Annotated in this window: 43 protein-coding genes and 4 pseudogenes; all 47 read left to right on the top strand. The window is 33.1% G+C overall.

All coding sequences use genetic code 11. From position 1 onward, the window contains the following. The first annotated feature begins 2 nt into the window (after positions 1-2). The 47 genes and pseudogenes from TZ94_RS07875 (at position 3) to TZ94_RS07675 (ending at position 24,818) form a co-directional block, all read left to right on the top strand. Positions 3-458 (top strand): hypothetical protein, encoded by a 456-nt coding sequence (locus TZ94_RS07875; RefSeq protein ID WP_045615759.1) that lies wholly within the window; start codon positions 3-5, stop codon positions 456-458. Between the two features lie 164 nt (positions 459-622). Then, entirely contained in the window at positions 623-955 is a 333-nt protein-coding gene (locus tag TZ94_RS07870; RefSeq protein WP_045615758.1) for a hypothetical protein, read from the top strand. Positions 956-1,028: 73 nt separating this feature from the next. Continuing rightward, positions 1,029-1,262: a DUF7660 family protein gene (locus TZ94_RS07865; RefSeq protein WP_045615755.1), complete on the top strand. Its 234-nt coding sequence runs from the start codon at positions 1,029-1,031 to the stop codon at positions 1,260-1,262. Positions 1,263-1,407: 145 nt separating this feature from the next. Further along, on the top strand, positions 1,408-1,800 hold the full coding sequence (locus TZ94_RS07860; protein ID WP_045615752.1) for a hypothetical protein: 393 nt from the start codon (positions 1,408-1,410) through the stop codon (positions 1,798-1,800). A gap of 252 nt (positions 1,801-2,052) precedes the next feature. Beyond that, positions 2,053-2,517 carry a hypothetical protein gene (locus TZ94_RS07855; protein ID WP_241767289.1) on the top strand — a complete coding sequence of 155 codons (465 nt, stop codon included), beginning with the start codon at positions 2,053-2,055 and terminating at the stop codon, positions 2,515-2,517. A 62-nt stretch (positions 2,518-2,579) separates the two neighbouring features. Next, on the top strand, positions 2,580-2,900 hold the full coding sequence (locus TZ94_RS07850) for an RHS repeat domain-containing protein (RefSeq protein WP_045615747.1): 321 nt from the start codon (positions 2,580-2,582) through the stop codon (positions 2,898-2,900). A 77-nt stretch (positions 2,901-2,977) separates the two neighbouring features. After that, complete coding sequence (locus tag TZ94_RS07845; RefSeq protein WP_045615746.1) at positions 2,978-3,364, top strand: ankyrin repeat domain-containing protein; 387 nt, start codon at positions 2,978-2,980, stop codon at positions 3,362-3,364. Between the two features lie 39 nt (positions 3,365-3,403). Further along, entirely contained in the window at positions 3,404-3,658 is a 255-nt protein-coding gene (locus TZ94_RS09680; protein WP_347228313.1) for an RHS repeat-associated core domain-containing protein, read from the top strand. Between the two features lie 366 nt (positions 3,659-4,024). After that, positions 4,025-4,930: a hypothetical protein gene (locus TZ94_RS07835; RefSeq protein ID WP_045615745.1), complete on the top strand. Its 906-nt coding sequence runs from the start codon at positions 4,025-4,027 to the stop codon at positions 4,928-4,930. Positions 4,931-5,222: 292 nt separating this feature from the next. After that, positions 5,223-5,921: a hypothetical protein gene (locus TZ94_RS09940; protein WP_198921338.1), complete on the top strand. Its 699-nt coding sequence runs from the start codon at positions 5,223-5,225 to the stop codon at positions 5,919-5,921. A 43-nt stretch (positions 5,922-5,964) separates the two neighbouring features. Beyond that, on the top strand, positions 5,965-6,327 hold the full coding sequence (locus tag TZ94_RS07825; RefSeq protein ID WP_045615744.1) for a hypothetical protein: 363 nt from the start codon (positions 5,965-5,967) through the stop codon (positions 6,325-6,327). 133 nt (positions 6,328-6,460) lie between these two features. Then, on the top strand, positions 6,461-7,024 hold the full coding sequence (locus TZ94_RS07820) for a DUF4303 domain-containing protein (RefSeq protein WP_006155751.1): 564 nt from the start codon (positions 6,461-6,463) through the stop codon (positions 7,022-7,024). 144 nt (positions 7,025-7,168) lie between these two features. Next, positions 7,169-7,648: an RHS repeat domain-containing protein gene (locus TZ94_RS10120; protein WP_142321375.1), complete on the top strand. Its 480-nt coding sequence runs from the start codon at positions 7,169-7,171 to the stop codon at positions 7,646-7,648. Positions 7,649-7,991: 343 nt separating this feature from the next. Further along, entirely contained in the window at positions 7,992-8,528 is a 537-nt protein-coding gene (locus tag TZ94_RS07810) for a hypothetical protein (protein ID WP_241767288.1), read from the top strand. A gap of 604 nt (positions 8,529-9,132) precedes the next feature. Continuing rightward, positions 9,133-9,417 (top strand): type II toxin-antitoxin system RelB/ParD family antitoxin, encoded by a 285-nt coding sequence (locus TZ94_RS07805; protein ID WP_045615740.1) that lies wholly within the window; start codon positions 9,133-9,135, stop codon positions 9,415-9,417. Next, positions 9,407-9,759, top strand: a pseudogene (locus TZ94_RS07800) (type II toxin-antitoxin system RelE/ParE family toxin). The gene TZ94_RS07805 and the pseudogene TZ94_RS07800 overlap by 11 nt, the downstream one beginning before the upstream one ends. Positions 9,760-9,950: 191 nt before the next feature. Next, positions 9,951-10,304, top strand: coding sequence for a hypothetical protein (locus TZ94_RS07795; protein ID WP_045615737.1), 354 nt, complete (start codon positions 9,951-9,953; stop codon positions 10,302-10,304). Between the two features lie 195 nt (positions 10,305-10,499). Beyond that, a pseudogene (locus tag TZ94_RS07790) lies at positions 10,500-10,862 on the top strand (SMI1/KNR4 family protein); the annotation flags it as partial. Between the two features lie 230 nt (positions 10,863-11,092). Beyond that, on the top strand, positions 11,093-11,266 hold the full coding sequence (locus TZ94_RS09935; protein ID WP_198921337.1) for a hypothetical protein: 174 nt from the start codon (positions 11,093-11,095) through the stop codon (positions 11,264-11,266). Positions 11,267-11,268: 2 nt separating this feature from the next. Further along, a complete protein-coding gene (locus tag TZ94_RS07785) occupies positions 11,269-11,844 on the top strand; it encodes a hypothetical protein (protein WP_045615736.1) in 576 nt (191 codons plus the stop codon). A 43-nt stretch (positions 11,845-11,887) separates the two neighbouring features. After that, positions 11,888-12,148 carry an RHS repeat-associated core domain-containing protein gene (locus tag TZ94_RS09580; protein ID WP_347228230.1) on the top strand — a complete coding sequence of 87 codons (261 nt, stop codon included), beginning with the start codon at positions 11,888-11,890 and terminating at the stop codon, positions 12,146-12,148. 213 nt (positions 12,149-12,361) lie between these two features. Then, on the top strand, positions 12,362-12,487 hold the full coding sequence (locus tag TZ94_RS10170) for an HNH/ENDO VII family nuclease (protein ID WP_414280115.1): 126 nt from the start codon (positions 12,362-12,364) through the stop codon (positions 12,485-12,487). Positions 12,488-12,519: 32 nt separating this feature from the next. Further along, positions 12,520-12,954, top strand: coding sequence for an SMI1/KNR4 family protein (locus TZ94_RS07780; RefSeq protein ID WP_045615735.1), 435 nt, complete (start codon positions 12,520-12,522; stop codon positions 12,952-12,954). A gap of 269 nt (positions 12,955-13,223) precedes the next feature. Further along, complete coding sequence (locus TZ94_RS07775; protein ID WP_045615733.1) at positions 13,224-13,523, top strand: hypothetical protein; 300 nt, start codon at positions 13,224-13,226, stop codon at positions 13,521-13,523. A 185-nt stretch (positions 13,524-13,708) separates the two neighbouring features. Then, a pseudogene (locus TZ94_RS10165) lies at positions 13,709-13,774 on the top strand (RHS domain-containing protein); the annotation flags it as partial. Positions 13,775-13,795: 21 nt separating this feature from the next. Then, positions 13,796-13,996, top strand: a pseudogene (locus tag TZ94_RS10160) (RHS repeat-associated core domain-containing protein); the annotation flags it as partial. 24 nt (positions 13,997-14,020) lie between these two features. After that, positions 14,021-14,533: a hypothetical protein gene (locus TZ94_RS09840; protein WP_142321373.1), complete on the top strand. Its 513-nt coding sequence runs from the start codon at positions 14,021-14,023 to the stop codon at positions 14,531-14,533. Beyond that, entirely contained in the window at positions 14,530-14,853 is a 324-nt protein-coding gene (locus TZ94_RS07765; RefSeq protein WP_039862557.1) for a sel1 repeat family protein, read from the top strand. Before TZ94_RS09840 ends, TZ94_RS07765 begins: the two co-directional genes overlap by 4 nt. Positions 14,854-14,985: 132 nt before the next feature. Continuing rightward, positions 14,986-15,570 carry a hypothetical protein gene (locus tag TZ94_RS07760; protein ID WP_045615727.1) on the top strand — a complete coding sequence of 195 codons (585 nt, stop codon included), beginning with the start codon at positions 14,986-14,988 and terminating at the stop codon, positions 15,568-15,570. A 23-nt stretch (positions 15,571-15,593) separates the two neighbouring features. Continuing rightward, positions 15,594-15,998 carry an NTF2 fold immunity protein gene (locus TZ94_RS07755; RefSeq protein WP_045615725.1) on the top strand — a complete coding sequence of 135 codons (405 nt, stop codon included), beginning with the start codon at positions 15,594-15,596 and terminating at the stop codon, positions 15,996-15,998. A 59-nt stretch (positions 15,999-16,057) separates the two neighbouring features. Further along, positions 16,058-16,558, top strand: a complete 501-nt coding sequence (locus TZ94_RS07750; RefSeq protein WP_045615724.1) for an SMI1/KNR4 family protein — start codon at positions 16,058-16,060, stop codon at positions 16,556-16,558. Positions 16,559-16,603: 45 nt separating this feature from the next. Continuing rightward, positions 16,604-16,954: an RHS repeat-associated core domain-containing protein gene (locus TZ94_RS07745; protein ID WP_045615722.1), complete on the top strand. Its 351-nt coding sequence runs from the start codon at positions 16,604-16,606 to the stop codon at positions 16,952-16,954. A 27-nt stretch (positions 16,955-16,981) separates the two neighbouring features. After that, positions 16,982-17,149, top strand: a complete 168-nt coding sequence (locus TZ94_RS10155; protein WP_080929499.1) for an AHH domain-containing protein — start codon at positions 16,982-16,984, stop codon at positions 17,147-17,149. Next, positions 17,146-17,703: a DUF4303 domain-containing protein gene (locus TZ94_RS07740; RefSeq protein WP_045615720.1), complete on the top strand. Its 558-nt coding sequence runs from the start codon at positions 17,146-17,148 to the stop codon at positions 17,701-17,703. The genes TZ94_RS10155 and TZ94_RS07740 overlap by 4 nt, the downstream gene beginning before the upstream one ends. A gap of 176 nt (positions 17,704-17,879) precedes the next feature. Further along, the gene (locus TZ94_RS07735; RefSeq protein ID WP_045615718.1) at positions 17,880-18,200 is read left to right on the top strand and encodes an RHS repeat-associated core domain-containing protein; all 321 of its coding nucleotides are present in this window, start codon (positions 17,880-17,882) and stop codon (positions 18,198-18,200) included. Positions 18,201-18,342: 142 nt separating this feature from the next. Further along, positions 18,343-18,783 carry a hypothetical protein gene (locus TZ94_RS07730; RefSeq protein ID WP_142321372.1) on the top strand — a complete coding sequence of 147 codons (441 nt, stop codon included), beginning with the start codon at positions 18,343-18,345 and terminating at the stop codon, positions 18,781-18,783. 66 nt (positions 18,784-18,849) lie between these two features. Beyond that, positions 18,850-19,245, top strand: coding sequence for a hypothetical protein (locus tag TZ94_RS07725; RefSeq protein ID WP_198921335.1), 396 nt, complete (start codon positions 18,850-18,852; stop codon positions 19,243-19,245). Between the two features lie 25 nt (positions 19,246-19,270). Beyond that, positions 19,271-19,723, top strand: a complete 453-nt coding sequence (locus TZ94_RS07720) for a hypothetical protein (protein ID WP_045615714.1) — start codon at positions 19,271-19,273, stop codon at positions 19,721-19,723. 92 nt (positions 19,724-19,815) lie between these two features. After that, a complete protein-coding gene (locus TZ94_RS07715) occupies positions 19,816-20,127 on the top strand; it encodes a hypothetical protein (RefSeq protein WP_045615712.1) in 312 nt (103 codons plus the stop codon). A 295-nt stretch (positions 20,128-20,422) separates the two neighbouring features. Beyond that, entirely contained in the window at positions 20,423-20,899 is a 477-nt protein-coding gene (locus TZ94_RS07710; RefSeq protein ID WP_045615709.1) for a hypothetical protein, read from the top strand. A gap of 68 nt (positions 20,900-20,967) precedes the next feature. After that, on the top strand, positions 20,968-21,285 hold the full coding sequence (locus tag TZ94_RS07705; RefSeq protein WP_045615708.1) for a hypothetical protein: 318 nt from the start codon (positions 20,968-20,970) through the stop codon (positions 21,283-21,285). Between the two features lie 3 nt (positions 21,286-21,288). Beyond that, positions 21,289-21,672, top strand: a complete 384-nt coding sequence (locus TZ94_RS07700) for an ankyrin repeat domain-containing protein (RefSeq protein ID WP_045615706.1) — start codon at positions 21,289-21,291, stop codon at positions 21,670-21,672. 61 nt (positions 21,673-21,733) lie between these two features. After that, on the top strand, positions 21,734-22,501 hold the full coding sequence (locus TZ94_RS07695) for a hypothetical protein (protein WP_045615704.1): 768 nt from the start codon (positions 21,734-21,736) through the stop codon (positions 22,499-22,501). A 464-nt stretch (positions 22,502-22,965) separates the two neighbouring features. After that, a complete protein-coding gene (locus tag TZ94_RS07690; protein WP_045615702.1) occupies positions 22,966-23,235 on the top strand; it encodes a hypothetical protein in 270 nt (89 codons plus the stop codon). Positions 23,236-23,554: 319 nt separating this feature from the next. Next, the gene (locus TZ94_RS07685) at positions 23,555-23,905 is read left to right on the top strand and encodes an Imm10 family immunity protein (RefSeq protein ID WP_045615701.1); all 351 of its coding nucleotides are present in this window, start codon (positions 23,555-23,557) and stop codon (positions 23,903-23,905) included. After that, positions 23,899-24,258 (top strand): hypothetical protein, encoded by a 360-nt coding sequence (locus TZ94_RS07680; protein WP_198921334.1) that lies wholly within the window; start codon positions 23,899-23,901, stop codon positions 24,256-24,258. The genes TZ94_RS07685 and TZ94_RS07680 overlap by 7 nt, the downstream gene beginning before the upstream one ends. Before the next feature lie 59 nt (positions 24,259-24,317). Beyond that, positions 24,318-24,818, top strand: coding sequence for an SMI1/KNR4 family protein (locus TZ94_RS07675; RefSeq protein WP_045615700.1), 501 nt, complete (start codon positions 24,318-24,320; stop codon positions 24,816-24,818). The last annotated feature ends 87 nt before the right edge of the window (positions 24,819-24,905 follow it).

Here is a 24,905-nt window from a genome sequence, read left to right as displayed (position 1 = left end):
TTATGAATATAATGTTAGGATTTATAAAAAATAATTTATTAGAAGTATCAGGTAATTATCAAAACAGCCAATGGAAAATTATTCAAGATATTTCAGTAGCACAAAGATATGCATATCAGCAGTATGATTTAAAGACTGTTTGGGCGGATTTACGTGAATCAAACTCACTAATTTTAAAGCTATCTACAGATGAAGATGACAATTTTTGGGATGAATATGCTGTTCCTGAAATTGAAAAAAAATTGAATTCCTTGCACTTAGAGGAGGGATTAAAAGATAGTTTATTTAGTGATATAGATGCCGATTTATTTAATTGTTATTTAAACAACAAATATAAGAAAAATCATCCTATTTGGAATATGATAGAAGATGCTTATTTTAAAGGGTTTTGGCCTTGTGGATGGGAAGGTAAATATCCTGAGGGGAAGCTTGTCGTTTTTAAATTAAACTATGTTTAAATAAAAAACATGATAATCGTCATCTAGATAAAGCATTGAATCCAATGCAAGGTTTTCCGACGACCTCTGTCAAATCGCCTAACCCGGAGGCGACGCACAGCCTCACTTCCGTCACCTTCAGATGTATTATTTGAAATTATCCTATTGAAATAGAAAGGAATCTTATGGAAGTAAATGATATAGTTTTATTTGATTTTGATGCATTTATTTCAGGAAGTAAAGATGTTGATTACCAAGAAGCAATAAAAAAAATGTCTTTGTCTTTGATGAAATTTTTAATAGAAAATGATTTGTTGGTAAATATAAATCCTTTTAATCAAGATGGATCTGTAAAAAAAGATTTAATTATTAAGAAATCAAATTTAACGGATGAAGGTTTTCAATTATTCGTTAAACCAGTAAATAACTGGTGGAATGCTTTGGATAGGGGAACTCCTCCCGAGAAAGTTACTATTCTGGAGAATGGATTGAAAAAAATTCGTGCTGCGAAAAAGTAATTTTATATTTTCATACGGCCTCAATATCTCTTTTGAGGCCGTATAAAAGACATTGTTCGAGGAGGACTATATTATGGAAATTAAAAATAGAGATGACTTTCTAGTTTTTTTAAAAGAATTCATTACTGAAATTCATACAGAAGATTTTGAAAATAATACACTAGATAGCTTTTTAGAAGCCATGAAAAATTGGATTGAAGATATGGATGGATACTATAAAAATATAGGTGTGAGAGAATATAACGACAAAACTTTAAATTGGAGTATGTTAGCAGATATTTTGAATGCCTCACGAATATATGAATAGCAATAAGTAAACGTAGGTTGAACTGAGTTCAGTCTACTATAGTTTGGATTGAATTCCAATAAAGAGGACCATTAATCCAAACATCTCAAGTACAAGCCATATTCAATAAAGTTGGTCAATTAGTTTCAATTCGGGGGAAATTTAAATGAATAAAAAGTATAAAGTCAGTCCTGAATATATCAGACTTTTTCTTGGACTATTACACGAAGGTATAGATAGCAAACTTGAAGACTTATCAGGTCTGAATTTGGTTAATCGAGATAGCGTAAAGAGATTAGTCAAAGAATATCTGTACCCCGAGTATCAAAATTTTACAATATCAACCCAATTCAGAATTAAAGAAAGTTTGAGATTTGGATTAAATTTCTGGACAGAAGAACGACTACATGATCAATTTCCTAGTACCGACGCAGCCTTTGAAATACCTCAACAAATGACCGCAAAAGAACTTTATAAGCAAATTTGGGATGATATGTTTAATAATGAAGATGTCACTATTTCTGATATAACAAAATATCAGGAATCGAACCAAAATTAGCAAGCCGTAGCCCAAACGAAACCTCCAATCCTGACGTGGGGCGTGTGCGATACGCACGTACCCTTGACGCAAGTCCACGACTGGTCAACCGAAGACGGCGAAAGCGGCAAACAAACCCACTACTTCCACTGCGACCAAATCGGCATCTCAAGATTTAACCGATAAAGACGGCATACTCTTGTAGTTCGGCGAATACACCGCATGGAAAAACCACTATTAATGTAAAAGTTATCTAACATAATGGAGACAAATATGCCCTTCCTTAAAATTCCCTATAGAGATTATCCTAAAGAAGGATTGTTCAAAAACCTTTATCGAGAAAACATTTATAAAATAGATGAATTTAAAGATGAATTTAAGTATTACGAATATACCCCAATAGAGAAAATTATTATTGATGAACATAATTTAGTACCATTCATCTTTTTTTCACCAGAAGGAATAAATTATTTAATGCCTAAAATTATTGATAGCATCAGCAATGGCATTGGAAATGATGATATTCCGGTAAATATAGAAGAATTTATTATAAATATACCTACCGCAGAAAACATCACTCATGCTTTAAATCTCTTAAAAAAAGATGAGCTTATAATTCTAAAAAAGTATTTAGAAAAAATATTATTTGGGGGCTCATCAAATTTGATACAGCAAATAGGTGAACATTATTTATTCAGAAGTATTGAATATCTCGAAAAGTTAATAAATAATTCCTAAATCTACTTATTATTTTGTTAATCGAATACATAAGCCAAGGTTTCTAGAAAAATAGTCGTAGATTGGTTAAAGGTCTAACAATCTTGCAAGGTCGTCTAAAAGAGGAAACCAAGGTTACGAATAGCAATCACCAATCCTTCCGCCTGAAAAACCAGTATGCCGACCGTGAAACGGGGCTACATTACAACTTCTTCAGGTATTATGAGCCTGATGAGGAACGGTTTGTGAATCAGGAGCCGATTAAATATTTGGAGGATGCAAGTTTTTATACTTATGCATTTAATATCACGAGTTGGCTAGATTATTTAGGATTAAATCCTTTTAAAATTTATTCTTGTTTACGACAAATATTTAACAAAGCAAATAAAAAAGTAAATAAATGATTGGAAAAACAGATTAAATGTTTTAAAAGAAAAAGCAAAAGCTGAATGTTCTAGATAAAATTGTTTGGAGAGTAAATATGAATAATCTTTTAACAAAACTTTTTTTGAAATACCAAGACTACCCTAGTTTTTTTAGTAGTAATCCAATCACTTCAGTACATGACTTAGGTTCTATGGGAGAAACATTATTAAATTTAGCCGTTAATTCTCAAGCTAAAAAAGATGTTATCTTACTAATAGAAAATGATGCTAATGTCAATCAACAAGGCGAATTAAATTTTACTCCTATTCAAAATGCTTGCCTTCACGGAAATATTGATATTATTAAAATTCTTTTAGAGAATGGTGCTAAAACAAATATAAAAAATGAGTTCGGATATGATGCAAAGCATTATGCAACGGAAGAATATCATGATAAAAAAATGTCTAAAGAGATAATGAATTTATTGAGAAATTATAAGTAATTGATTAAATCATATTAATGGCGAGCCAACAAAACCGTAATAAGGTCGCTGCACCACAACTTCTTCAGGTATTATGAACCTGATGCGGGCAGGTTTGTTAATCAGGATCCGATTGGGTTGGAAGGAGGCTTTAACGTTTATCAGTTTGCACCGAATGCTCAAGACTGGATAGACCCAAGTGGAAATATAGCTTTTGTACCAATTCTGATTGCAATGGGAGTGGGCGCACTCACGGGTGCGGCAACTGATGCGGGTATGCAGGTCGCTTCTAATGTGATTAATGGTAAAGATTAGAACGACATTGATTATGAAAGTGTTCCACTCTGTGCCGGTATTGGTGCGATAGCAGGCCCTGTATTAGGAAAGGTAGGTAAATTGGCCATAGGTAAATGCCGAAATGCTTTTGGCCCTTTTAGAAAATGGTATAGGAGAAAACCATCTTATAGTAGATCAGGAGGATTTCGAACTAATAACTCTATTTCGTGGGGAGCTTCTCCGGCTAGAAATGGTAGATATGTTAACCAAATAGGAAATCCCAAATTGCGTCAATTTAATCAGTATATTCGCAATAAAAGACTTCCTCCAGGTCGATTATGGTGGAGGACACGAGACCCTGGACATTTCAATATTAAAAGGTAAATAAATAAATAAAGGTGAACTATGTATACAAAGATTAAAAGAGAGAGCAGTGAAAAAGAGACACAAAAAAATTTGAAAACTCTTCTGAACATAGTAAATAATTCTTCTTGTTATCGTTGTTTTCTTGGTACAAGTGGTCAAGATTTAGATTTTTTTAGAAAGCTAAAAGAAAATACTAAAGTTAATTTAGTATGGAATGGTAATTTAAAAAAAGGAATATTAGGATTTTTATTGGGATTTATTCCTGATCGCATAGGAATAGTTGAATTTTTAAAACCAATTGATGAAGTTTTTTTTGAAGATACTTTATATGACTGCGGCCCTTCAACAGTATCTATAGTGATTATGAAAGATCAAGATAAAATTCAGAACTTTATAAAATCATTTCAAGCTTCACCTGTTCCAGATGATTTTGAAGCAAGCGTACTCAAAGACCCCTACGCTTTAATCTACACTATTGGAATTAGTGATATTGATGATGGTATTAATCTTGAAGAGATAGTTACTATGACAAGTTTTTGGGTGGATAGATTAATAGATTCTCATGAATATATTATTAACGATAATAGAAATATTTTACCAATTATTGTAATTGATAGTGGAGACGTTAGTCTATTTGCCGATATCAAAGATGCTGAATTATATTTAGAACCAGACGATGTCAAACAAAATGCTTATGAAATATTTAATAGAAATGGAGATTTATTAAATCCGATTATATTAAAGAAGAGTAAAAAATTTCTTTTTGGTACCTTTGTAAAGGAGAGTATACAAATAATGCCATATATCCCTAATATAAATAATAAGGAATACCTCTTGGAATTATTATTCAAATTTTGTGATAATGTTAAAATTGAAGTACCAAAAGGAATTAATTTAAATAATTTAGTCGATAGGTTAATAAAAGAAATTGGTTTTACTAAATAATCGTAGTGTCAACTTTTAGAAGAGCAAGTGTAGTAAACTGTAGCCCGCATGTAGGGTGCGTGCCCCAAGGTACGCCCCCAGTTTCTTATTTCAACAGTCTCAAAAGGCCGTCTGAAAAACTTGTTAGACGGCGTAAGTAATCATATTCTTTAATAACCCGATTTACACGGCTTCTGCCGCGACGGCTATTAGGAACAACTATTATTGTAGGTAAAGCTGCACCTCAAGGTTTGGGGTTTCCTGATGGACAAAAACAAAAATATATGAATGACTTGGAAAGGTTAATAAGACAATGAATCAGGAGCAATTTATAAAAAAGATTAATATTGTTTTAGACGAAATTGATAGAATGATTAATAATTGTGATGAATATAGTTATACAAATAAACAGCAGTTGATTTCTATAAAAAATGAACTATATGACATGATTAATTATCTAAATTCAGAAAGTTTTTTTCAACAAAAAAAAGGAAAAGAATTTTTATTGTCTCGGATAGTAATTGATTCTTGGCCATTTAATAATGAAGTTGGTAATCTCCTTGTAGAATTAGAAGAAGATTTCAATTCTTTGACAAGAAAAAATATAAAAATGTCTAAGTTAAAAATTTTGACTGAAACTCCTTTAGACTTTCAAGAAAAATTTTTGTTTGACAAATGGGAAGTCAGTTACCTTGATTTGATGGAAGTAAATCAAGGTTCTCCCTTAGTTGGAAGTCTATCCATTAACGGTCAAGTTATTATTCAAGAACAGGGTTTTGGAGGGCCTTTGTTGTATTTCAATAGAAAAATATATATTCCAGTTTTCATTAGACGATTTTGGGTTGTTGGATTTAGGCTTGCAACATTAAATTTAGATGATTTATCCATTGAGTATATTGGGGGTATCGAAGACTTGATTTATCTGAAAGAGATAAAAGATAATAGAATTTATTTCTATACAGATATATATAAAAGCACAGAAAAGAATTTAACTTTATATGAACAAATATAACTCAAGAATATGCTGTAAACATCATAGCCAAAGGAGGACTTCCATGTTAATTAAAGTCAAAGAATTTATTCAAAAGTATTGGATTAGTATTCTAATTTCATGGATTTGTTTTTGGTTATGGATGGCCTATTATGGAGATAACACGATAGTTAAGTTGGTCGTGTTTCCGATCATCTCTTTCTTTCTAGTTATTTTATTTCATTTGGAATTAGAAAGAAAAAATATTAAATATCTATCCATAATTCAAATGTTAATTGGGATGCTGCTGGGATTAGCTATACAAATCGAAAGTGAGAGTTTTATGTTCCTTGAAGGATTGATATTCGGAGGAATTTTGGGATTAACAACACCCTTTTGGGTTAAAATATTTTTATTTTTAAGAAAAAAGATAGGAAATTATGTATAATAAAGCTCAAACAGATAGATACATGAGTAAGCAATTAACTAGAATTGATGTAAGGTTTTTGGAAAATACGGATCACGTAGTAAATGTGCATAGAAATTGATTGATAACAAAAATTTATAAAAGGAAAATTAAAATGAGTATTTTAAGTAATTATATAATTCAAGATTTGATCCAGAATGTATCTAAAGGAGTTACAGAAACATTTAAATTTGTATTAGAAAGATATAATTCTAATGAAGTTTTTGCCTATACATTATATATTGATGACTATTGTTCATATCTGGGTTGGGCTGCTAACACTATTTCTCACTACGAAATAGAAAAAGTAAACTACCCAAAAGAAGATCAGCCTTTTATTAAATGGTATTACCCTCAATTTGCAATAGGACTTGGAGAGGTTCCTGAGAAAATAGATAGTGTATTCAATAATGAGATTCAAAATATTCTTAATGATGCAAATACATTAATATCAGAAGGTAATTTTGAGCAATATCAGGCGGAAGTATATGATTCAATTATAGAAGGATTTAAAAAAGCGATAGAAAATATAGATAAGAAAAAAACAAAGAATGTCATATTTTTTGTTTCTATTGTAGATAGTGATAATGCTGAAATTATGGAAAATTATTCTGCTGAACAACTAAATTCATATGATAAATTTCTTACGTTCAAAAATAGATTTCAAAGCAAGCCGTAGCCCGTATGAAAGCTACAATCCCGACGTAAAGTGTGCGCGGTACGCACGCGCTTCTGCTTCTCAGACGGCCTCGAAGAGAAAACTGGATTTGTTTAGGACGGCAGGTATACTTATATCTACACCGATCCCGACAGCTACGAACCCTTGGCACAAGTACACAACCACACCAATGCCGACGACGAAAACCGCCAACAAACCCACTACTTCCACTGCGACCAAATCGGCATCCTACGTGAGATGACCGATAAGGACGCCAATCTGTTGTGGTACGGCGAATGCACCGCCTGGGGGCGTCTGAAAGAGGAAATCAAGGTAACGGATAGTGCTTACCAACCCTTCCGCTTGCAAAACCAGTATGCCGTCCGTGAGACGGGGCTGCATTACAACTTCTTCAGGTATTACGATCCTGATGCAGGTCGGTTTGTGAATCAGGATCCGATCAAATTAAAGGGTGGGAATAATCTTTATCAATTTGCGCCGAACGTGCAGGGATGGGTTGATATTTTTGGTTTATATAATGCTCAGAAATGTGCATCAATTGCAGCTAGAATAGAAAATCTTAAATACGAAATATACTTAAAACGTATTCCCGCACTTGAGAGTAATCCAAATTATTTACCGTGACTAATTGGTTCAGGAGAAGCTCTTAGAGATACTGTCCGAGGTCATGTAAAGCTACTGAATGCTGCGTATAGTTAACTAGCTAAAGCCGAAAAAGAGTGGGTAGATAATGGTTGCGACAAACCTCCTCCTCCTTCTTCTTCCGTAACAAAATACACTAATTGCTCCACTGAAGACAAAACATCTACTAATAATGATGCTTTAACAGCAATCGCCCTTATTGGAACTGTTGTGCTAGTTAGTGTTTGTATATATTCAACGGCGGGAGTATGTGGTGCTTTTGTGGTAGGAGGAAGTCTTGTAGGAGCAATGTGAAGTTTAATATTGATATAGGAGCATGATAATTATGCGCAATAGTGATTTTTATATACAAAATATGATTGAATCTTCTTTAGAACAAGAAGATTTCAGTCAAATAATTATACTACTAGATTCGCTACCATCTAAAAGAATACGTAGAGCATTGTATTTATTATCAGAAATATTCCCAAATAAAATAGAAATTACTGAGAATGAATTTAAATTTATTAAATATATATTATCCAATAATAAATTTATAGTAGTTCAAAGCATCTCTGATTTTCTGAGAGCAATATCTATACTTAACTTTAATGACCTACAAAAACAGGAAATTGCTGATTTGATTTTTCAAAATCTAAATATTTTAAGCAAAAATTGTGATTTTGAGTTAAATGTACTAATAACAAAATTAATAGAACCCAATAAATTTTTTATGCTAATTGAGAAAATTAAAAATAATTTAGATGATTATTCAAGAAAATATTTATTAGATTTTATTTTTTATGAGAAAGAATATCTTGAAAATAGCTTTAATGAAGATGAAATAAATGATTTCATAAAATCTTTGAGCTACCCTATATAAATCAGCAAGCCGTAGCCTGCATGAATTTTCAAAAACACAGGTATGGTACTGCGAATACACCGCCTGGGGGCGTCTGAAAAAAGATGAGTGGGTTTATAAGAACCCACATTCCAAGAGGTCCTTATAAAAAATTCATCTCAGGGATAACTATAACATCCATCTAATATAAAAAATCGCCTTATATTCTTCTTGTTATTGAGGATATTGATACCTTTAAAACTGGAGTTATTAACCTCTTTAATGACTTACTTGATCCTGATAAAAAGTACCTGATTTATCGTGATTTTATCAAAACATATCGCAATATGACTCCGATTGAAAAAATTGAATTTTTCAAAAAGAAGACCGTCGAGGAAATCGCAGCTAAAAAATAAGCTGTGGTATATATTTAGTGATGAGGCAACGCTATGAGAAAAACACTTTTTGGTTGGATGCTTGCATTTTCTGTATTATGCTTTCTTGACCGCTCAGTACGTCAGTAAACTAAAGTACTACGACGTCTATTGAAATAACTTAGTTCTGTCATCAAACAGAACTTTTTTTTTTGATTAAAATCTATATCTAATATATAATCAATCTATAACGTATAGAACGGAGCTATATCATGGCTATAACTTTATCGAAACAATACAATTTTAAACTGAATGAAGCCACTATGGAACAAGCTCGAAAAATTATCAAGGAAAAGGGCATGACAATGACAGATGCTATTTCTTTATTTGTGGAGCAAATAGTCCTGGAGCAAGATTTACCTATTAAGACGGCCGAAGATCTACATAGAGAACAGTTAATTAAAGAATTACAAGCCCAATCTGAGCGTGCCTTGAGAGAATACGAGGCAGACGAAGGAACTTCCCTAGACGATATGAGGGTACGTTATGGCTTATAAAGTGATTGCTTCAAAAGAGGTCGAGGAAGCTATCGACAATATACACGACTATATAGCTACGGTACTTCTCTCCCCTCAATCCGCCAAAAATACTGTGGCTAAAATCTTAGACAGCTTAAAAAGTTTAGAGATTTTTCCTGAAGCAAGATTTGACGCTGATGAGAAAATCGGAGTAAAAATTAACAGCAAGTATCCCTCACGAGGAAAAATTATAGACCAATATGTTTTGCTTTACTTCATTGACCAAAACCGAAACACTGTTTTTTATCTCACCTATTCCACACTAAAAGTGACTACGTCACTTTGTTACAAAAAGACAATAAAAAAAGGCCAAATACTTGAGACAACTTTCTTAAGTTTATAAGCTCCGAAACCTTAATTTTTGGTACCTTTTTGCTACCGTCTTGGTTTAACAACACGGTATATATGTAATATTTTACAGCTATATCCCCTCTAGAAACGTGATTTAATAAAGATTTAAACACTATAGAGTATATCTTTGTAAAATACGGTTTAAAATTGGAGCAAGTAAAATGAAAAAGTTACTGATTGGAATGATTGGAACTGTTTTGCTTTTGACAGGAGCTTTAAAAATGTCACAACCACTTAAAAAAAATACTCAATATAATGATTTGACTGTTAGATACTATTTAGGAATGACTTTTCCTAAGTATAACCATCCTGCAAAATTGTATGATGAAATCAATTTAGATAAGGTAGACAATATCCAAAAAAGCAAAGAGACTATATCTTATTATATTGGGTTTTATAAAGATGGAAAATTAATTAAATTTGAGAAATATATTAATGATAATAAAGTGATGGATTTTGCTTATGAATATGATGAGATGGGAAATCTAATCAAAATTTATAAAAATAACATTTAGGTAGGAAAACCCTCCAAAAAAGGAAGGAAAAAGAAAAAAACTGCTGCTTGTTATATTGTTAAAGGAGGTTGTTATGCTTAATTTTTATGATTGCGATAAAAATTTATCTGAAAACGATTTTAATGAAGTTGAAAAAAAAAATTAGAAGTATCTTTTCCAGCTTCATTCAAATCACATTATTTCAAATGGAATGGAGGTACTCCCAATCTTTCTTGTTTTGTCAATGATGATATTGATTATGATTATATTGAAATTCGCGACTTTATTCCAATGAAATATTCTAAGCAGTTTGAGGATGATCCAGATTTTACATTAGAAGGAAGAGCGATAAATGAATGGGAACTTAATGAGTTACCTAGGACTTTGATTCCTTTTGCTTTTGATTGGGGAGGTAATTACCTCTGTTTAGAAAAAAATAGTTGGCAAATTATTTATTATGTAAGGGACGTATGGAGTGAAAATATATCAAGGGAAGCTAATTTTAAAAAAAATTCAATTGTTATTGCGAAATCATTTGAGGAGTTTTTAAATTATTTAGAAGAAAATCCTGATAATTAATAAACTGGCGTAGCGTCGTGTATATATAGTAAGCGTAGCAAGCCGTAGCTCGCATGAAGCCTTCAATCTTGAAATAGCAAGCCGTAGCCCTGACAAAACCTTCATTGCTGACGTAGGTGTGTGCGGTACGCACGCACGCGGTTTCTGTTTTTCAGACGATCTCTGCCAAATCGCTTCCCCCGATAGCGGTGCACAGCCCCACCTCCGTCACCTTCAACGGCAAGGAACTGGTGCGCTACGATTACGGAAGTGCTCCTTTAGATGCAAATGGAAATCCCATGGAGTTGCATCATCATGTACCGCAACGCTTAGGTCTTGCAGATAGGCATAGTCCTTTTAATTTGAGAGAAGTAACTAGAGAACAACATGCAGCGCTTGGCCCTTATAGAAATCTAGGAGATTAGCTATGAAAGCAATAGAAATTTTAAAGAATTTTGTGGAAGAAAAATTATCAACTGAAGAATTGGAAATGGCGTTGTCTTCCAATCAAGAATTAATTTCCCTGTTGGAAAATACTAAAGCTAAACCTTATATGAATAGTAATTCCACTTATGAATATTTAATTAGTCAGGATTTGACATCTCTTGATGCAAAGTTAAATTTGATGGATATTTTCAGGGAAATTTTAGATTACAAGCATATCTCGTACTCTTCGAATTCAACGACAGAAAAAATTTTTGATTTGATTTTTGAGGCTATTCCTATCTGGATACCAGCTGATATGAGTTATTTAAATTCCTTGTATGATAAATACAAACCTAAGACGGTGACCACTTTTAAAAAGATTATCAAGGAACATTTCATTTGCATGGATAAACATCCCAAATGGTTACAGGAGCCTGATTGGCCTATCATTGATAATATTCCCGCAATGTTTCTAGGGCAGTTAGATATATCGAAGTTGAAGCATGATACTACTTATTTGTACATTTTTTGGGATAAAAAAACAGACAGATATATAGAATTAATCCAGTCTCTATAAATGAGCAAGCTGTAGCCAATGAAACCTACAATTCCGATGTAGAGTGCGAACGGAACGCACGCACGTGTTTTTTGTTTTTCAGACGTCCACTACCAATCGCCTCTCCCGACTTCGGCGCACGGTTGCTGTTTGCCGAAGTCGATTCCGGCTGCAAAACCAATATGCCGACCGTGAGACAGGGTTGCATTACAACTTCTTCAGGTATTACGATCCTGATGAGGGTCGGTTTGTGAAGCAGGATCCGATTGGGTTGTTGGGTGGAGAGAATCTTTACTTTTTTGCATCTTATGATTTAATTGGCTAGATTTATTTGGTCTGAATAGAATACCTATACCCTTTACAAGCTCTACAGGACTAACTTTGTCTGTTATAGGATATACAGGACTACAACATTTATCAGACTCTCAAGTAAAAAATCCTGCCTATTTAAAACAAAAGACCCTTCGATAAGTCTCCTGTTGACAAAAAGGTAAATACAATTATTCTTCACCACTATAAATAACAAAGCCAAGGTCCTATTATTGCCATGCCTGAACGCTGTCATCGCGAAAATTCCAAGGCTTTGCATCCATTAGGAAATAAAGGCGGTGTTGACAAAAGAGATGAATTTAATCAATGGAAGCACGAGTTCTGGTACGATTAAGCTTTAAAAGAATTATCAAGAAGAGGTATTAAATGATTAGCCAAGAAACAATGAATTCACTTATTAAATATTTTCAAGATTACCCTGAGCTTAATGGGATACCCGCTAGTAGTGAGGAAATTAAACATGCTGAAAATATTTTAAGAATAAAATTTCACGATGATTACATTGAATTTATTAAAAAATTCGGTGGCGCAAGCGCTGGTTTGGATATCCATGCTTTTCATAATTCAACATTAATTGGAAAAGAAACAGTTATCGAATTAACTCAGGGATTTCGAAAACTTTTAGAATTACATGAACAACCAATGAATAAACTTTATGCAATATCAGATGATGGTTCAGGCAATCCCATTTTAATGGATCAACAGGGACATATTTTTATTTATTATCATGATTCATCAGAAATGGAAATATTATATGAATCCCTTGATAGTTTATTTAAAGAAACATTGTGGAGTGAATAGCAAGCCGTAGCCCGCATGAAACTTCAAATTTCGATGTAAAGTGTGTGGGGTACGTACGCGGTTTCTATTTTTCAGACGGCCTCGAAGGGGAAACCCGATTCGTTTGGGACGGCAGCTATCTACTGCAAGAAGTCCACCAAGACGGCAGATGTACCTATATCTACATCAATCCCGACAGCTACGAACCCTTGGCACAGGTACACAACCGGACCAACATGGTAATAAATACTCTTTAAAGAATGCACATAATTTTATTTGAGGAATTAGTTATGAAAAGAAAAGAAATTATTTTAAGTATGCAAACGGCTTTTCTTGGAGCAATTTGTAACAAAGTCAGACTTATTGCATTTGATATGACTGAAGAATTATTTACTCTTTATGTATATATTGATTCACCACTGACAGATGATGAGTATGAAGCAATAGATAGTGCAGTTACAGATGTATTGGCCGATTTTCCAAATTTTCTATATGAAAAAATATATATTATTGAAAATAATGATAATATTCTTTCATTAAATATATATAAGGGATGTTTTTTTATGCGATTTGAAAATAAATTTGATTAAATAACTCTTAGCCCTACCGTTCAAGACAACCGCCTGAAAACCTACAACGGCAAAAGTTACTACTACGACCTCGGAAACCTCATCCACCGCTAACTGACCGACGACGAAGTGCAGAACTATTTCTACGACCTGCATGACCAACTAGTTAAAGCTGAAATCTTCAAGAAAGCTGACAACAAACCCACTACTTCCACTGCGACCAAATCGGCATTCCAAGAGAAATGACCGACATCCACGGCAACCTCTTGTGATTCGGCGACTACACCGGCTGGGGTCTTCTGAAAAAGGACGAGCGGGTTTACAAGGATGTGAATCAGTCGTTCAGACGGCACGACCTTGAAACGGGACTGCATTACAACTTCTTCAGGTACTATGAGCCTGATGCGGGTCGGTTTGTGAACCAAGACCCGATTGGGTTGTGGGGTGGGGAGAATTGGTACCAATTTGCGCCTAATACCCAAGTATGGATCGATTGGTTAGGTTTAGCTGGAGTTAATATGAATTTATTCCCAAGTAATGAAGACATATACTCTTACGCTCAAAAAGTTGCCAATAAACCGATTACTTTCCAGGTAGGAGGGCATGGTAATCCTTCATTGATGGTAGATGGGGCTACAGGTGAAAGATTAGATGCTAAAAAATTAGCAGCGAGAATTAAAAAAAATCCTAACTATAAATCAGGTATGACGGTTGAGATTTTTTCCTGTAATACAGGAAAAGGAGCAAACCCTCTTGGACAACAACTTGCTAATGAATTAAATACTACAGTTAAAGCATCAAATGAATATCTTTGGTTTCCAAGTAACGGGAAATTAACACCGATGGGAATGAAGGCTGATCGCTCGCAAGATACAAGCAAACCAGTCACCATGAGAAGCTTTACTCCTCAAAGTAAAAAAATAAGTAAGGAACATGCTAACTATGGAAATACTAAAAAATTTTTAATTTTATTTTTGTTATTAACCCCTTTAATATCATGTAAACAACATCCGGAAAGAAATTTAAAATGACTAACTTTATATCAACAGGTAGTACTTATTGGATTTCAGATGAAGAAATTCAAATTCTCGAAAAGAACGCCACTAATGGAGATAAAAACTCAGCATTCAAATTATATCAATACCATATGTTTGTATCTTTAGATCAAGATTTGGAATTTAAATGGCTAGAGATAGCGGCAAAAAATGGACATCCAATTGCCCAATCCAATTTAGCCGATTTATTTTTCACACAAGGCAATAAAGAAAAAGCCATATTTTGGGCTAAAAAGGCATATAGAAATGGTGCCAAACTACCAGACGAATTAAAAATATTGATAAATATCAATTAATTAATAAGATTTAGCGGATTATCGTTACAAACCTAAAACTTCTGGAGGAGGATTAAGAAAAGAAGCTAAAAAATTTCTTAGAAAATTGAAAAAAACAGGTAAGAAATGTCCTTAAATTTTAGGAGAATTTAAATGAAAAAAAATGGATACGTTAATTTTAAATTTTTAGATAGTAAACCCAATATAAATAATATATTAGTTGGGCTAGATTTAGACTATTCAAATAAAGTGATAGCGCCAGATGGTCATGAGTTAGCATTGATTGCTTTTATGCCAATTGAAAATTTATTGACTATTGCACCACAATTTAAAACAGATTTTCAGGATATGGAATATAAAGATAAAGCAATTTACGTTTTTTCTTATTATGATAAAGAAGATTATTTTCTTGACTACATTACTGAAATTGACGATGCTATTCAAGGATACACGAGAGTTATCGTCGGCGATAAAAATCAGTTCAAGTTTAACCTAGATGAATTTTATCCAATTAATCCTATTGAGAATTTAGATGAAATGAGTTTTCTAGGAGGACAACCTGAATATTTACAGCAAGAGAGTGATGATTTTCTAGAAAAATATATTTTCATAGGTCAAATCTTAGGAATGGATTTACCTGAAAAAGTAAATGAAATTTTTTATCTATCTGAGAACATAGGATATATTTTTATAAATCGAGATCTATCTGGTGGATTATTCTTCGTACAAACGACTTAAACAAAACTAAAAAGGATTGAATTATGTATAAAAGTATTGAAACTGTATTAAATAGTTTTCTGATGGAAATGTATAAATGGGAAGATAATGCTAATAAGCATATTGATGCAGGCACAGATATTCCTGATGAGATATTGAAACAAACACTAAAGGAAATATACGATAAATACCTAACAGATAAACCAAGAAAAATGGGAAAATTAGAATGTATGACTGTTAACTACCCTCCAACATTCAATCCGAACAACGAGAAAATCATTGAAATAGAAGAAAAAGGTAGCTCTATAACTGTAAAAAGTGATGTGCTTTACGCTGGAATGGAAGCACAAAGACTTTATAAATTTAAAAAACAGGCAGGTCTCTGGAAATTAGATAATGTAAAAGAATTTGATAGTTATGATGGGAAATGGCATTCTATACACATCTAAATTAAAGTAATTAGCAAACTGTAGCCTGAACAAAAACTCTCAGTCCTAAGGAGTATTTTATGAAAATCAAAGAATTAATTGAAAAATTAGAACAAAAAAGTAGTCATCAATTTTTGAAAGCAGTATCAAAACCAGAATTTGCTTTTCCTTTGCCACAAGATTTAAAATTCTTTTATGAAAATTATGAATATGCTATTCTTAATATTAATACTTCTTGTGAGATAAGAATCAGTTCACTTTCAGAATTGCAACCAACAAACCAAATTCTATATCCAGCTGATGATGTTATTTGGGAGGAGTTGGCAGATGATATCAGTAATGATTGGTTCATGATTGCATCTTCACAAGAGCTCAGTCAATATATCAGTATAGACTTAAATGAAAAAAGATTTGGTTTTTGTTATGATAGTTTTATAGAAACTCATGCTACACCTGATGAGTCTCCCATTATTGCTAAGTCATTTACAGAACTACTGGAGAAATTGGTTTCCAATGAAAAAGAATGGTTTTGGTTAGATTCCTCTTTTCAAAGCTATGGTGATGCTTATGAAGATGAATGAGTAAGTTGTAGCCCACATGAAACTTCCAATCCTGACATAGGGCATGTGAGGTACGCACAGGTACACAACTGGACCAACGAAGACGGCGAAAGCCGCCAACAAATCCACTACTTCCACTGCGACCAAATCGGCATCCCGCGTGAGATGACCGATAAGGACGGCAACCTGGTTTGGTTCGGGGATTATTACGGCTGGGGCAAACTGAAGAACGAAACCAACATATCCGGAACTGCTCACCTACCCTTCCGCCTGCAAAACCAGGATGCCGACCGTGAGACGGGGTTGCATTACAACTTCTTCAGCTATTATGATCCTGATGCGGGTCGGTTTGTGAATCAGGATCCGATTGGGTTGGAAGGTGGATTTAACTTTTATCGTTTTGCGCCGAATGCGTAGGAGTGGGTTGATGTTTGGGAACCTGCTATAGAATCTCGTCAGATTTTAAGAGACTACAATATTGATATTAATGATCCTGCTAATGGGATCGCTGTTGGTCATCCTCGCCCTCATAATGAAATGCATAATAGAAAATTTCATGAAAAGGTACGAGATAGATTAAAAAATGTAATACTTAAGGAGTTAGCAGGATGAATTATTCTGATGATATATTTGAAAAGTTAGTTGCTACAATCGAAGAGGCAACAAGTCAGGCGGCTATAGATTTGTTCAATTCGACAAATGAAACTTTTTACTTCTTTGTGTTAAGTACCACAGGTGAGGCACTGGCTCCTTTTGTGAGTGCTTGGTCATATGAAGCACTAAAAAAACAAAGCATTGCTCAAAATTGGGATGCTTATGATATTGCAGATTTTAAATGGTCTTCGATAGATAGTCCTTACTTAGAGTTTGGTTCACAATATTTCCATCAAGTAAATCAAGCTTTCTTAGATCGTATTGATATTCACTCATTAAAAACAGAAGTGGAATATGAAAAAGAATTCAATTTTCGGATTAATGCGATGGAGGAAGCACTTCATCGGTGTGATATGAAGGGGATATTCTCCTTAAATCAAGCTCGTTCAGAAATAATGATTAATGTTGAAGTATTACCACCCGATTATACAAATACTATTCGTGCGAAAAAATTAAATCCTATCGAATCAATCCAAATTTGGTTAAAAGAAGCTGCTGAAACTGTGGAATAATTAACTTTTCTTAATAGTAAGCAAGCCGTAGCCTGCACAAAACTTCCAATCCCAACGTAGGGTGTGCGCGGAACGCACGAACACCTGCACAGGTACACAACTGGATCAACGAAGACGGTGAAATCGGCCAACAAGCCCACTACTTCCACTGCGACCAAATCGGTATCCCGAGAGAGATGACCGATAAGGATGGCAACCTCTTATGGTTCAGCAACTACACCGGCTGGGGTCATCCGAAAAAGGACGAACGCGTCTATCTGAATGCGAATCAGCCGTTCAGACGGCAAAACCAATATGCCGACCGCGAGACGGGGCTGCATTACAACTTCTTCAGGTACTATGAGCCGAACGTCGGGCGGTTTGTGAATCAGGATCAGATTGGATTGATGGGAGGGACAAACTTTTATCAGTTTTCGATGAATGCGCTGGGATTGATTGATCCATTAGTACTATCAAAAAAAGGGGGTAAGGCTATTATAAAAAAATATCTGATTTAAGAAAAATCGTTAAAAACGGAACATCAGAAACTTATAATCTTGCTGATGATACACTTAAAGCACCGTGTAGTAGTTGTGCATGGGTATTAAGATTCTTAAGAATGAAAGGTAAAAAATAGTCATGTATGATATAAATGAAATTATGAATAATATTTCTGAGTTTTTAGAAAAAAACCAGAAAAATGAAATTTTTTTAATTAATAAGCTAAGAGATTTCCTAAAAAAATTTTATGAAAATAATTCACAGATTAACATTAAAGAAAAAATATTTTTAAATAATAAAAATACTGATATATCATTAAGTTTTTTATTAGCAAGTGAAAATTATTATAACAGCTCTATATCATTAAATTCATTAATAAGTAAACGTGTCCAAGCATGGAAATTATTTGATTCAAGCTCAGAAGGTTTTAGATTTTTTTTAAATCTTATTATCTATACTATGTACGATTACGAAAAGGAAGAAATTGCAAAAGAAGGAGGAGATATTGATGACTTAATTTCAATTATAATTATTGATTTACATGATATTCATCCCTCTTTGCCAACTCAATTTGAAGAGTTCCTTATTCAGCAAGCGTAGGCTAGGTCAAGACCCAACAAATGCCAAAGGTCGTCTGAAACCGACTGGCGCGATGCGCAGTACAATATGCTGTATCTGCCCGTTACCGAAACCGTCCGCTACCACTACGACTTCAACGGCAACCGTACCGCCACCGTCCTGCCCGACGGCGAAGTACAGAACTACTTCTACGATCTGCACGACCAACTGGTTAAGGCGGAATTCTTCAAAAAAGACGGTACGAAAGAGACTTGGACCTACACCTACGACGCCTTGGGCAGAAGGATAGGCAAAAGGCGTCTGAAAAACGAAGAAGTTTCAGACGGCCTTGAAGAGGAAATCGGATTCGTTTGGGACGGCAGCCACCTCTTGCAGGAAGTCCACCCGGACGGCAGATATACCTATCTCTACACCGACCCGGATTCCTACGAACCCTTGGCACAGGTACACAACCGGACCAACATGGTAATAAATACTCTTTAAAGAATGCACGTAAGAAGGAGAAATTATGTATTTAGATCAAGTAAATTATGAATTAAACAAACAAATCAATGATTTTGTATGTAACTCAAATGATGCTACTACGCTGGAGGAACGCATTGATATTCTGAATCAAGCATGGGACCTTTTACCTAAACCAGCCACTCAATTCGTTGAGCCTACTTCGGCAATCGCCTGTGGTATTTCAGAAAATTATAAAAGATTAGGTGATTATCAAAAAGCCCTTGAGTGGATGTTAATTGCACTTGAGGCACGAAAAGATGAACCTGCAGCAGGTGTGTTTATATGGACAGGAATCGTTTATTACGAATTGGGTGATATGGAAAATGCCTATAAATATTTTGACCTAACTTATAATGAGCTACGTTACACACCTTTCTCTATGGAAGACAAAAAATATTGGCAATTTTATAAGCAACGTAAAGAAGAATTAAATCCTAAGAAAAAAACCAAAAAGTAAGATTCGATATTTTTAGACGATCTTTTTTGTACCGTACTTAACCGCTGCTACGCCTACGACCCGGATGTAGTATAACTAGAGGGAAATATACTATGAAATATCATATTGAAGATTTAAGAGACCAATTACATAACCATAACTGGATTGTTTTGAAAGAATCAGAAGGAAATGATTTAGATATATCAGAATTTTGGACTATTCGTCATAGATACCAACCAAACAAAACTTGTACTCTAGCTTTTGAAGGAATGGATGACTTGGAAGTTTTACCAATCGAAAAAAGTTATGCATGTTTTTTATCTGAAGAGCCAGCTATATCATTATACTTTTCTAAGAGCATTAAGTTATGGAAGAGAGATTTAAATACATTCATTTTAAATCTGAATTCTTTTATAATTTGCTAATTTTAAATCCTTCAAACTATATAAAGCTAATCAAAATCCAAATAACTGTAAATATTTCTAGAAAGCGTAGGTTGGGTCAAGACCCAACAAAATATCAAGGTCGTCTGAAAAAGATGAGCGAGTTTACAAGTATGCGCACCAGCCGTTCAGATTGCAAAACATCCTTGTCCACACTGGCATGTAGCTACTTCCAAAATGGATGGAATTCTTATTCAAAAAAGAAATAATGGGAATGGTGCATTTTCTTGGAAATCCTACAAAGATAATGTAACCGTACCACATAGGAAATAGTATCATGACAACTTTAGAAGATAAGAGCTTTACTTTAAAACAGAATCATTTAATGAAAAAAATGAAAGAAATTCATTTTTTAAATAATTTAATTTCAGATTCTGAAAAAATTATTCCATATCCACTCTCATGTGAAATAATAAATCGTACTTTTCCCCCCTATAGAAATATAGAATTATCAAAGGAAAATTTTAGTTTATCGATAAAAAATGAACTATTAAATTTTTTTGCACCAGAGGAAAATGACATTGCTTATGTATACTTTTATGGAGGAATAAATGATTCGGCCGAAACACCAATAGAATTATTCCCATTGTTTATGATCAAAATAAAAAATATTAGCAATTGGCTAGAATTAATAAACAAACCTAATTTTTATTGTTTAAAATTCTTTAGTCATAAAATAGATAAAGTCATCGATATATCTCTACTCGACAATGAGGAAGATGTGTTATCTATTTCTATTGGACTGAACGCTTAACTTTAAAAATAAATAAACTATTTCAGCAGAAGTAATCCTTTGCTTTATATAACTTAAAGGTGGTTACCATGAAAGAATTATTAGAAAAACTTGAAAATAATAGTTTTATTGATAAGGTCAGAATGGATCTTGAATTTGATGTAAAGGACTACCAAGAATTATTAAAAATTTTGAATGAAATAAAGCATTATACTCATAATCATAATCTAATTGAAAAAAGACTAGCGTCTTATTTATATGAAATACCAAAATTAACACATATTTGGTATCTCAATCTAAAAGACGATCCAAATAAAAATAAATCTTCTATTGTTAGTCAACTTGAAGATGCATGGATAGAGTTAGATTCAATAATTGGAGAAGAAATTCTTGGTCAAGGACAATAATTAATGGAAAAAGAATTATTATGTATTTTAAAAAAATATGAGACACATCCTGATTTTTTAGGTGACACTATTAAAGATATAAATCAAGTAGGAGGTATGGATGATACAGTTTTACATATTGCAGCTAGAAATAATTCTTTAAATGATGCTCTTGTATTTCTTCAAAATGGGGCATTGATCGATCTTAAAGGGGACTTAGGATATACTCCCCTACATTATGCATGCATGTTTGGAAATATAGAAATGGTGAAATTACTCCTTGATAATGGATCTGATAAAAATATACAAAATGAATTTGGAGAAAATGCCGTTAGAATTGCAATTAACTCATCCAGCGAAAATAAAGAGAAGATAGTAAAACTATTAAATGATTTAAAAAAAGCGTAAATAAAAAATAGATAATATATCAATCAAATGGTGCCATATCTTAAAATGTAGAAAGTAAGACATGAACAAAAATAATCTAATTTTATTAATTAAAAATCAAACGTCAGATAAACAAAAAAATGAAAATGCTTTACATTTAAATACACTTTTACTAAGCTCGATAGAAAATCCTAGTATAGATAATGATTGTTTCATAGAATTATTTAGCTATTATTCTAATATATCCCAAGGAGAAGTAAGTGAACTATTTAATTTACTACAATCTTTAACCAAAAATGAAATCAATATAATTCATGATTTTTTAGAATCTATTTCAAAGTTTGTCATAGACTTAGGAGTATCTTGTGAATTTGAAAAATTTCTTGCGGAGGTAAAATATATACAAGAAAGAAATTATCTAGCGGAAAAAATTGAGCATACTTTTCCAGTTTTCAAAGTTGATGAAAATAACATCATAAGTTTTGATGATAGTGATAACTCTTATATATTTTCTATAATGCAACTATCTACTAAAACTTGGATTGAGATAACATGCGATGATTTTCTCTCAATACTTGAATCACTAGAGTGGCAAGCTTTTACTAATAAGGCTTTATTATATTTTACTCCTTGCTGTTTAAAATATATTTTTTCTAATTTGTCTAAATTTCATTTATATGGTTACGTTGTTGACTTTTTATATATTGCCCTAAGAAACGAAAGTACGATATTTAACACTACTCAAATCAACTTAATTATTGATTTTTTAAAATTAATCCAAAATTTTAACCAGGAAATTAGTGTCGAAACACAAAAAAAAATAACAAGTACTATTCAACTTTATTTATAATTTCCCGATCGTAAAGGGGGCGGTCGGGGTCGGTCGGCCGGTCAATCCGATACATGGTTTGAAATTTTTGGAGAGTGAAACTAACTTTGCTTTTGAAGGCATTTTGCCATAAGATTCAAAAAATTGCAGTTTTTGCTGTGGTTCGGCAACTATACCGGCTGGGGCCGTCTGAAAGAGGAAACCAAGGTAACGGATAGCGCATACCAACCCTCCCGCTTACAGAACCAGTATGCCTACCGTGGGGCGGGGATAATCTATATCAGTTTGCGCCGAATATTCAAAGGTAGATCGATCCACTGGGCTTATCTTCTGTTGGAGAATGTAATGATCCTTGTCCAGGGAGGTTCACTCCAAGAAAAAACTCTCGCGATACGAAACTTATTGAACATATTTATAAAGGAAATTTAAGCTTAGATGGTAGAAATCCAATTTTTAATTGAAAATTATTTATTTTTGGAGGTTTTATGAAAAAATACACAAGCAAAAAATATATGAAAATTCTGAATGAGGAAGATATTATGGAAATTTATCTGTTAATGGATAAACTAAATGAAATTTTTCACGATCCAAGTCGTTCAGAAGATATGAATATCATTAAAAAATTTGGGGATACATATTATCCTATTATTCATAAGTTGTACTACAAAACTCTTTGGAATGCATTAACAATAGAACAAAGAAAAGAAATATTAGGAGAAGATTATACTCATGAAAATTATGGTAAGTATGATTAACTTTAGCAAGACGTAGCCCGCATGAAACCTCAAATTCCGCCGTGGCGTGTGTGCGGTATGCACGTACGTGGTTTCGTCTATCGAACCCCCATCAACTAGAATTAAAGGAGAGTACCCAACATGTCCTAGTTGAAAGGGGGCTTTGAATTGAGCTCATGAAAAAATAAGGGCCAGGATAATTTATGAAGCTCTAGGAACTGAACCATGGGAAGCAGGAAAAAGTAAAAAAAGAACTCGTAAAGCACCTCGCGCAGCTGAAAAAAACGACAAACACCTCCACCTGGAAAATGTTAAGAAACAATGTGATAAGGAATTATTTATGGAAATCATTTCAAAAAACACATATTACAAGATAGAAGATGGTATTCTTACCATCGCATTTGCAGATAGTGAAAAACCTAATCCTGATAATTACATAATCTTGCAAAGAGAAGTTGATGACTTAGAATACTATTATTATGAAATTAATAGTCAACAATATTCAGGGATAGGTGGCTTCAAAAAGGTAGAAATTTATTCTGATAAATTAGTTATTTATTTTCAAGAAAAACAAAAAATTTATCAAAATAGTATTGAAAATCTAATTATTACTTATCAACCTGATAAAAGATTAAATGAATATATTGAGTATATTTTTGGAGAATCCGATTGCGAGGTTGTAATATGCTAATTAAAAACAAATCTATGTGGAACCCAGTAGAAATTTCATTTGATGAGTCCGATGATGAAGGTTTGTCATATATCTACTTTGATTTGGGAAATTTTCATTATTTCACCCTAACCTTCAATCAAGATGAAGATGATCAAATATACCTTGAATTCAATGAACAAACGTTTTCAATTGAAAGTAATAACGTTACTTATGATTTAAAAGGTAATATCTTATCATTCGATTTCGGAGATGATATTCAGAAATCTTTGAAAATCGAGAAACATATTGATATTGAAATAAATATAGACACTGATATGGTTTCGTTTAGGAAAACACTAGAAAATATTTTTTTAGCAAAAAACAGAATATAACTTGTATAGGTAAGCTAGCTGTAGCCTAAACAAAAACTTTCAGTCCTAAGGAGTATTTTATGAAAATCAAAGAATTAATTGAAAAATTAGAACAAAAAGGTAGCCATCAATTTTTGAAGGCAGTATCAAAACCAAAATTTGCTTTTCCTTTGCCAAAAGATTTAGAATTCTTTTATGAAAATTATGAATATGCTATTCTCAATATTGATACTTCTTGTGAAATAAGAATCAGTTCACTTTCAGAATTGCAACCAACAAACCAAATTCTATATCCAGCTGATGATGTTATTTGGGAGGAGTTGGCAGATGATATCAGTAATGATTGGTTCATGATTGCATCTTCTCAAGAGCTTGGTCAATTTATCAGTATAGACTTAAACAAAAAAAGATTTGGTTTTTGTTATGATAGTTTTATAGAAACTCATGCTACACCTGATGAGTCTCCCATTATTGCTAAGTCATTTACAGAACTACTGGAAAAATTGGTTTCAAATGAAAAAGAATGGTTTTGGTTAGATTCTTCTTTTCAAAGCTATGGTGATGCTTATGAAAATGAATGAGTAGGTTGTAGCCCTTATGTAACTCTCTATCACAACGGAGAGTATGTTTGGAGCGCACGTAAGTAGTTTCTAAATTTCAACCCTAGG

This window comes from Streptococcus infantis (assembly GCF_000960085.1).
GTDB lineage: Bacteria > Bacillota > Bacilli > Lactobacillales > Streptococcaceae > Streptococcus > Streptococcus infantis_C.
The sequence above is the reverse complement of the archived record's forward strand: the minus strand, read 5'-3'. Positions and strand labels throughout refer to the sequence as shown.

Excerpts from the sequence above, each read along its gene's own strand:
- TZ94_RS07875 (WP_045615759.1), top strand. The coding sequence starts at position 3 with ATGAATATAATGTTAGGATTTATAAAAAATAATTTATTAGAAGTATCA.
- TZ94_RS07870 (WP_045615758.1), top strand. The coding sequence starts at position 623 with ATGGAAGTAAATGATATAGTTTTATTTGATTTTGATGCATTTATTTCA.
- TZ94_RS07865 (WP_045615755.1), top strand. The coding sequence starts at position 1,029 with ATGGAAATTAAAAATAGAGATGACTTTCTAGTTTTTTTAAAAGAATTC.
- TZ94_RS07860 (WP_045615752.1), top strand. The coding sequence starts at position 1,408 with ATGAATAAAAAGTATAAAGTCAGTCCTGAATATATCAGACTTTTTCTT.
- TZ94_RS07855 (WP_241767289.1), top strand. The coding sequence starts at position 2,053 with ATGCCCTTCCTTAAAATTCCCTATAGAGATTATCCTAAAGAAGGATTG.
- TZ94_RS07845 (WP_045615746.1), top strand. The coding sequence starts at position 2,978 with ATGAATAATCTTTTAACAAAACTTTTTTTGAAATACCAAGACTACCCT.
- TZ94_RS07835 (WP_045615745.1), top strand. The coding sequence starts at position 4,025 with ATGTATACAAAGATTAAAAGAGAGAGCAGTGAAAAAGAGACACAAAAA.
- TZ94_RS09940 (WP_198921338.1), top strand. The coding sequence starts at position 5,223 with ATGAATCAGGAGCAATTTATAAAAAAGATTAATATTGTTTTAGACGAA.
- TZ94_RS07825 (WP_045615744.1), top strand. The coding sequence starts at position 5,965 with ATGTTAATTAAAGTCAAAGAATTTATTCAAAAGTATTGGATTAGTATT.
- TZ94_RS07820 (WP_006155751.1), top strand. The coding sequence starts at position 6,461 with ATGAGTATTTTAAGTAATTATATAATTCAAGATTTGATCCAGAATGTA.
- TZ94_RS07810 (WP_241767288.1), top strand. The coding sequence starts at position 7,992 with ATGCGCAATAGTGATTTTTATATACAAAATATGATTGAATCTTCTTTA.
- TZ94_RS07805 (WP_045615740.1), top strand. The coding sequence starts at position 9,133 with ATGGCTATAACTTTATCGAAACAATACAATTTTAAACTGAATGAAGCC.
- TZ94_RS07795 (WP_045615737.1), top strand. The coding sequence starts at position 9,951 with ATGAAAAAGTTACTGATTGGAATGATTGGAACTGTTTTGCTTTTGACA.
- TZ94_RS07785 (WP_045615736.1), top strand. The coding sequence starts at position 11,269 with ATGAAAGCAATAGAAATTTTAAAGAATTTTGTGGAAGAAAAATTATCA.
- TZ94_RS07780 (WP_045615735.1), top strand. The coding sequence starts at position 12,520 with ATGATTAGCCAAGAAACAATGAATTCACTTATTAAATATTTTCAAGAT.
- TZ94_RS07775 (WP_045615733.1), top strand. The coding sequence starts at position 13,224 with ATGAAAAGAAAAGAAATTATTTTAAGTATGCAAACGGCTTTTCTTGGA.
- TZ94_RS09840 (WP_142321373.1), top strand. The coding sequence starts at position 14,021 with ATGAATTTATTCCCAAGTAATGAAGACATATACTCTTACGCTCAAAAA.
- TZ94_RS07765 (WP_039862557.1), top strand. The coding sequence starts at position 14,530 with ATGACTAACTTTATATCAACAGGTAGTACTTATTGGATTTCAGATGAA.
- TZ94_RS07760 (WP_045615727.1), top strand. The coding sequence starts at position 14,986 with ATGAAAAAAAATGGATACGTTAATTTTAAATTTTTAGATAGTAAACCC.
- TZ94_RS07755 (WP_045615725.1), top strand. The coding sequence starts at position 15,594 with ATGTATAAAAGTATTGAAACTGTATTAAATAGTTTTCTGATGGAAATG.
- TZ94_RS07750 (WP_045615724.1), top strand. The coding sequence starts at position 16,058 with ATGAAAATCAAAGAATTAATTGAAAAATTAGAACAAAAAAGTAGTCAT.
- TZ94_RS07740 (WP_045615720.1), top strand. The coding sequence starts at position 17,146 with ATGAATTATTCTGATGATATATTTGAAAAGTTAGTTGCTACAATCGAA.
- TZ94_RS07735 (WP_045615718.1), top strand. The coding sequence starts at position 17,880 with ATGACCGATAAGGATGGCAACCTCTTATGGTTCAGCAACTACACCGGC.
- TZ94_RS07730 (WP_142321372.1), top strand. The coding sequence starts at position 18,343 with ATGAATAATATTTCTGAGTTTTTAGAAAAAAACCAGAAAAATGAAATT.
- TZ94_RS07725 (WP_198921335.1), top strand. The coding sequence starts at position 18,850 with ATGCTGTATCTGCCCGTTACCGAAACCGTCCGCTACCACTACGACTTC.
- TZ94_RS07720 (WP_045615714.1), top strand. The coding sequence starts at position 19,271 with ATGTATTTAGATCAAGTAAATTATGAATTAAACAAACAAATCAATGAT.
- TZ94_RS07715 (WP_045615712.1), top strand. The coding sequence starts at position 19,816 with ATGAAATATCATATTGAAGATTTAAGAGACCAATTACATAACCATAAC.
- TZ94_RS07710 (WP_045615709.1), top strand. The coding sequence starts at position 20,423 with ATGACAACTTTAGAAGATAAGAGCTTTACTTTAAAACAGAATCATTTA.
- TZ94_RS07705 (WP_045615708.1), top strand. The coding sequence starts at position 20,968 with ATGAAAGAATTATTAGAAAAACTTGAAAATAATAGTTTTATTGATAAG.
- TZ94_RS07700 (WP_045615706.1), top strand. The coding sequence starts at position 21,289 with ATGGAAAAAGAATTATTATGTATTTTAAAAAAATATGAGACACATCCT.
- TZ94_RS07695 (WP_045615704.1), top strand. The coding sequence starts at position 21,734 with ATGAACAAAAATAATCTAATTTTATTAATTAAAAATCAAACGTCAGAT.
- TZ94_RS07690 (WP_045615702.1), top strand. The coding sequence starts at position 22,966 with ATGAAAAAATACACAAGCAAAAAATATATGAAAATTCTGAATGAGGAA.
- TZ94_RS07685 (WP_045615701.1), top strand. The coding sequence starts at position 23,555 with ATGGAAATCATTTCAAAAAACACATATTACAAGATAGAAGATGGTATT.
- TZ94_RS07680 (WP_198921334.1), top strand. The coding sequence starts at position 23,899 with ATGCTAATTAAAAACAAATCTATGTGGAACCCAGTAGAAATTTCATTT.
- TZ94_RS07675 (WP_045615700.1), top strand. The coding sequence starts at position 24,318 with ATGAAAATCAAAGAATTAATTGAAAAATTAGAACAAAAAGGTAGCCAT.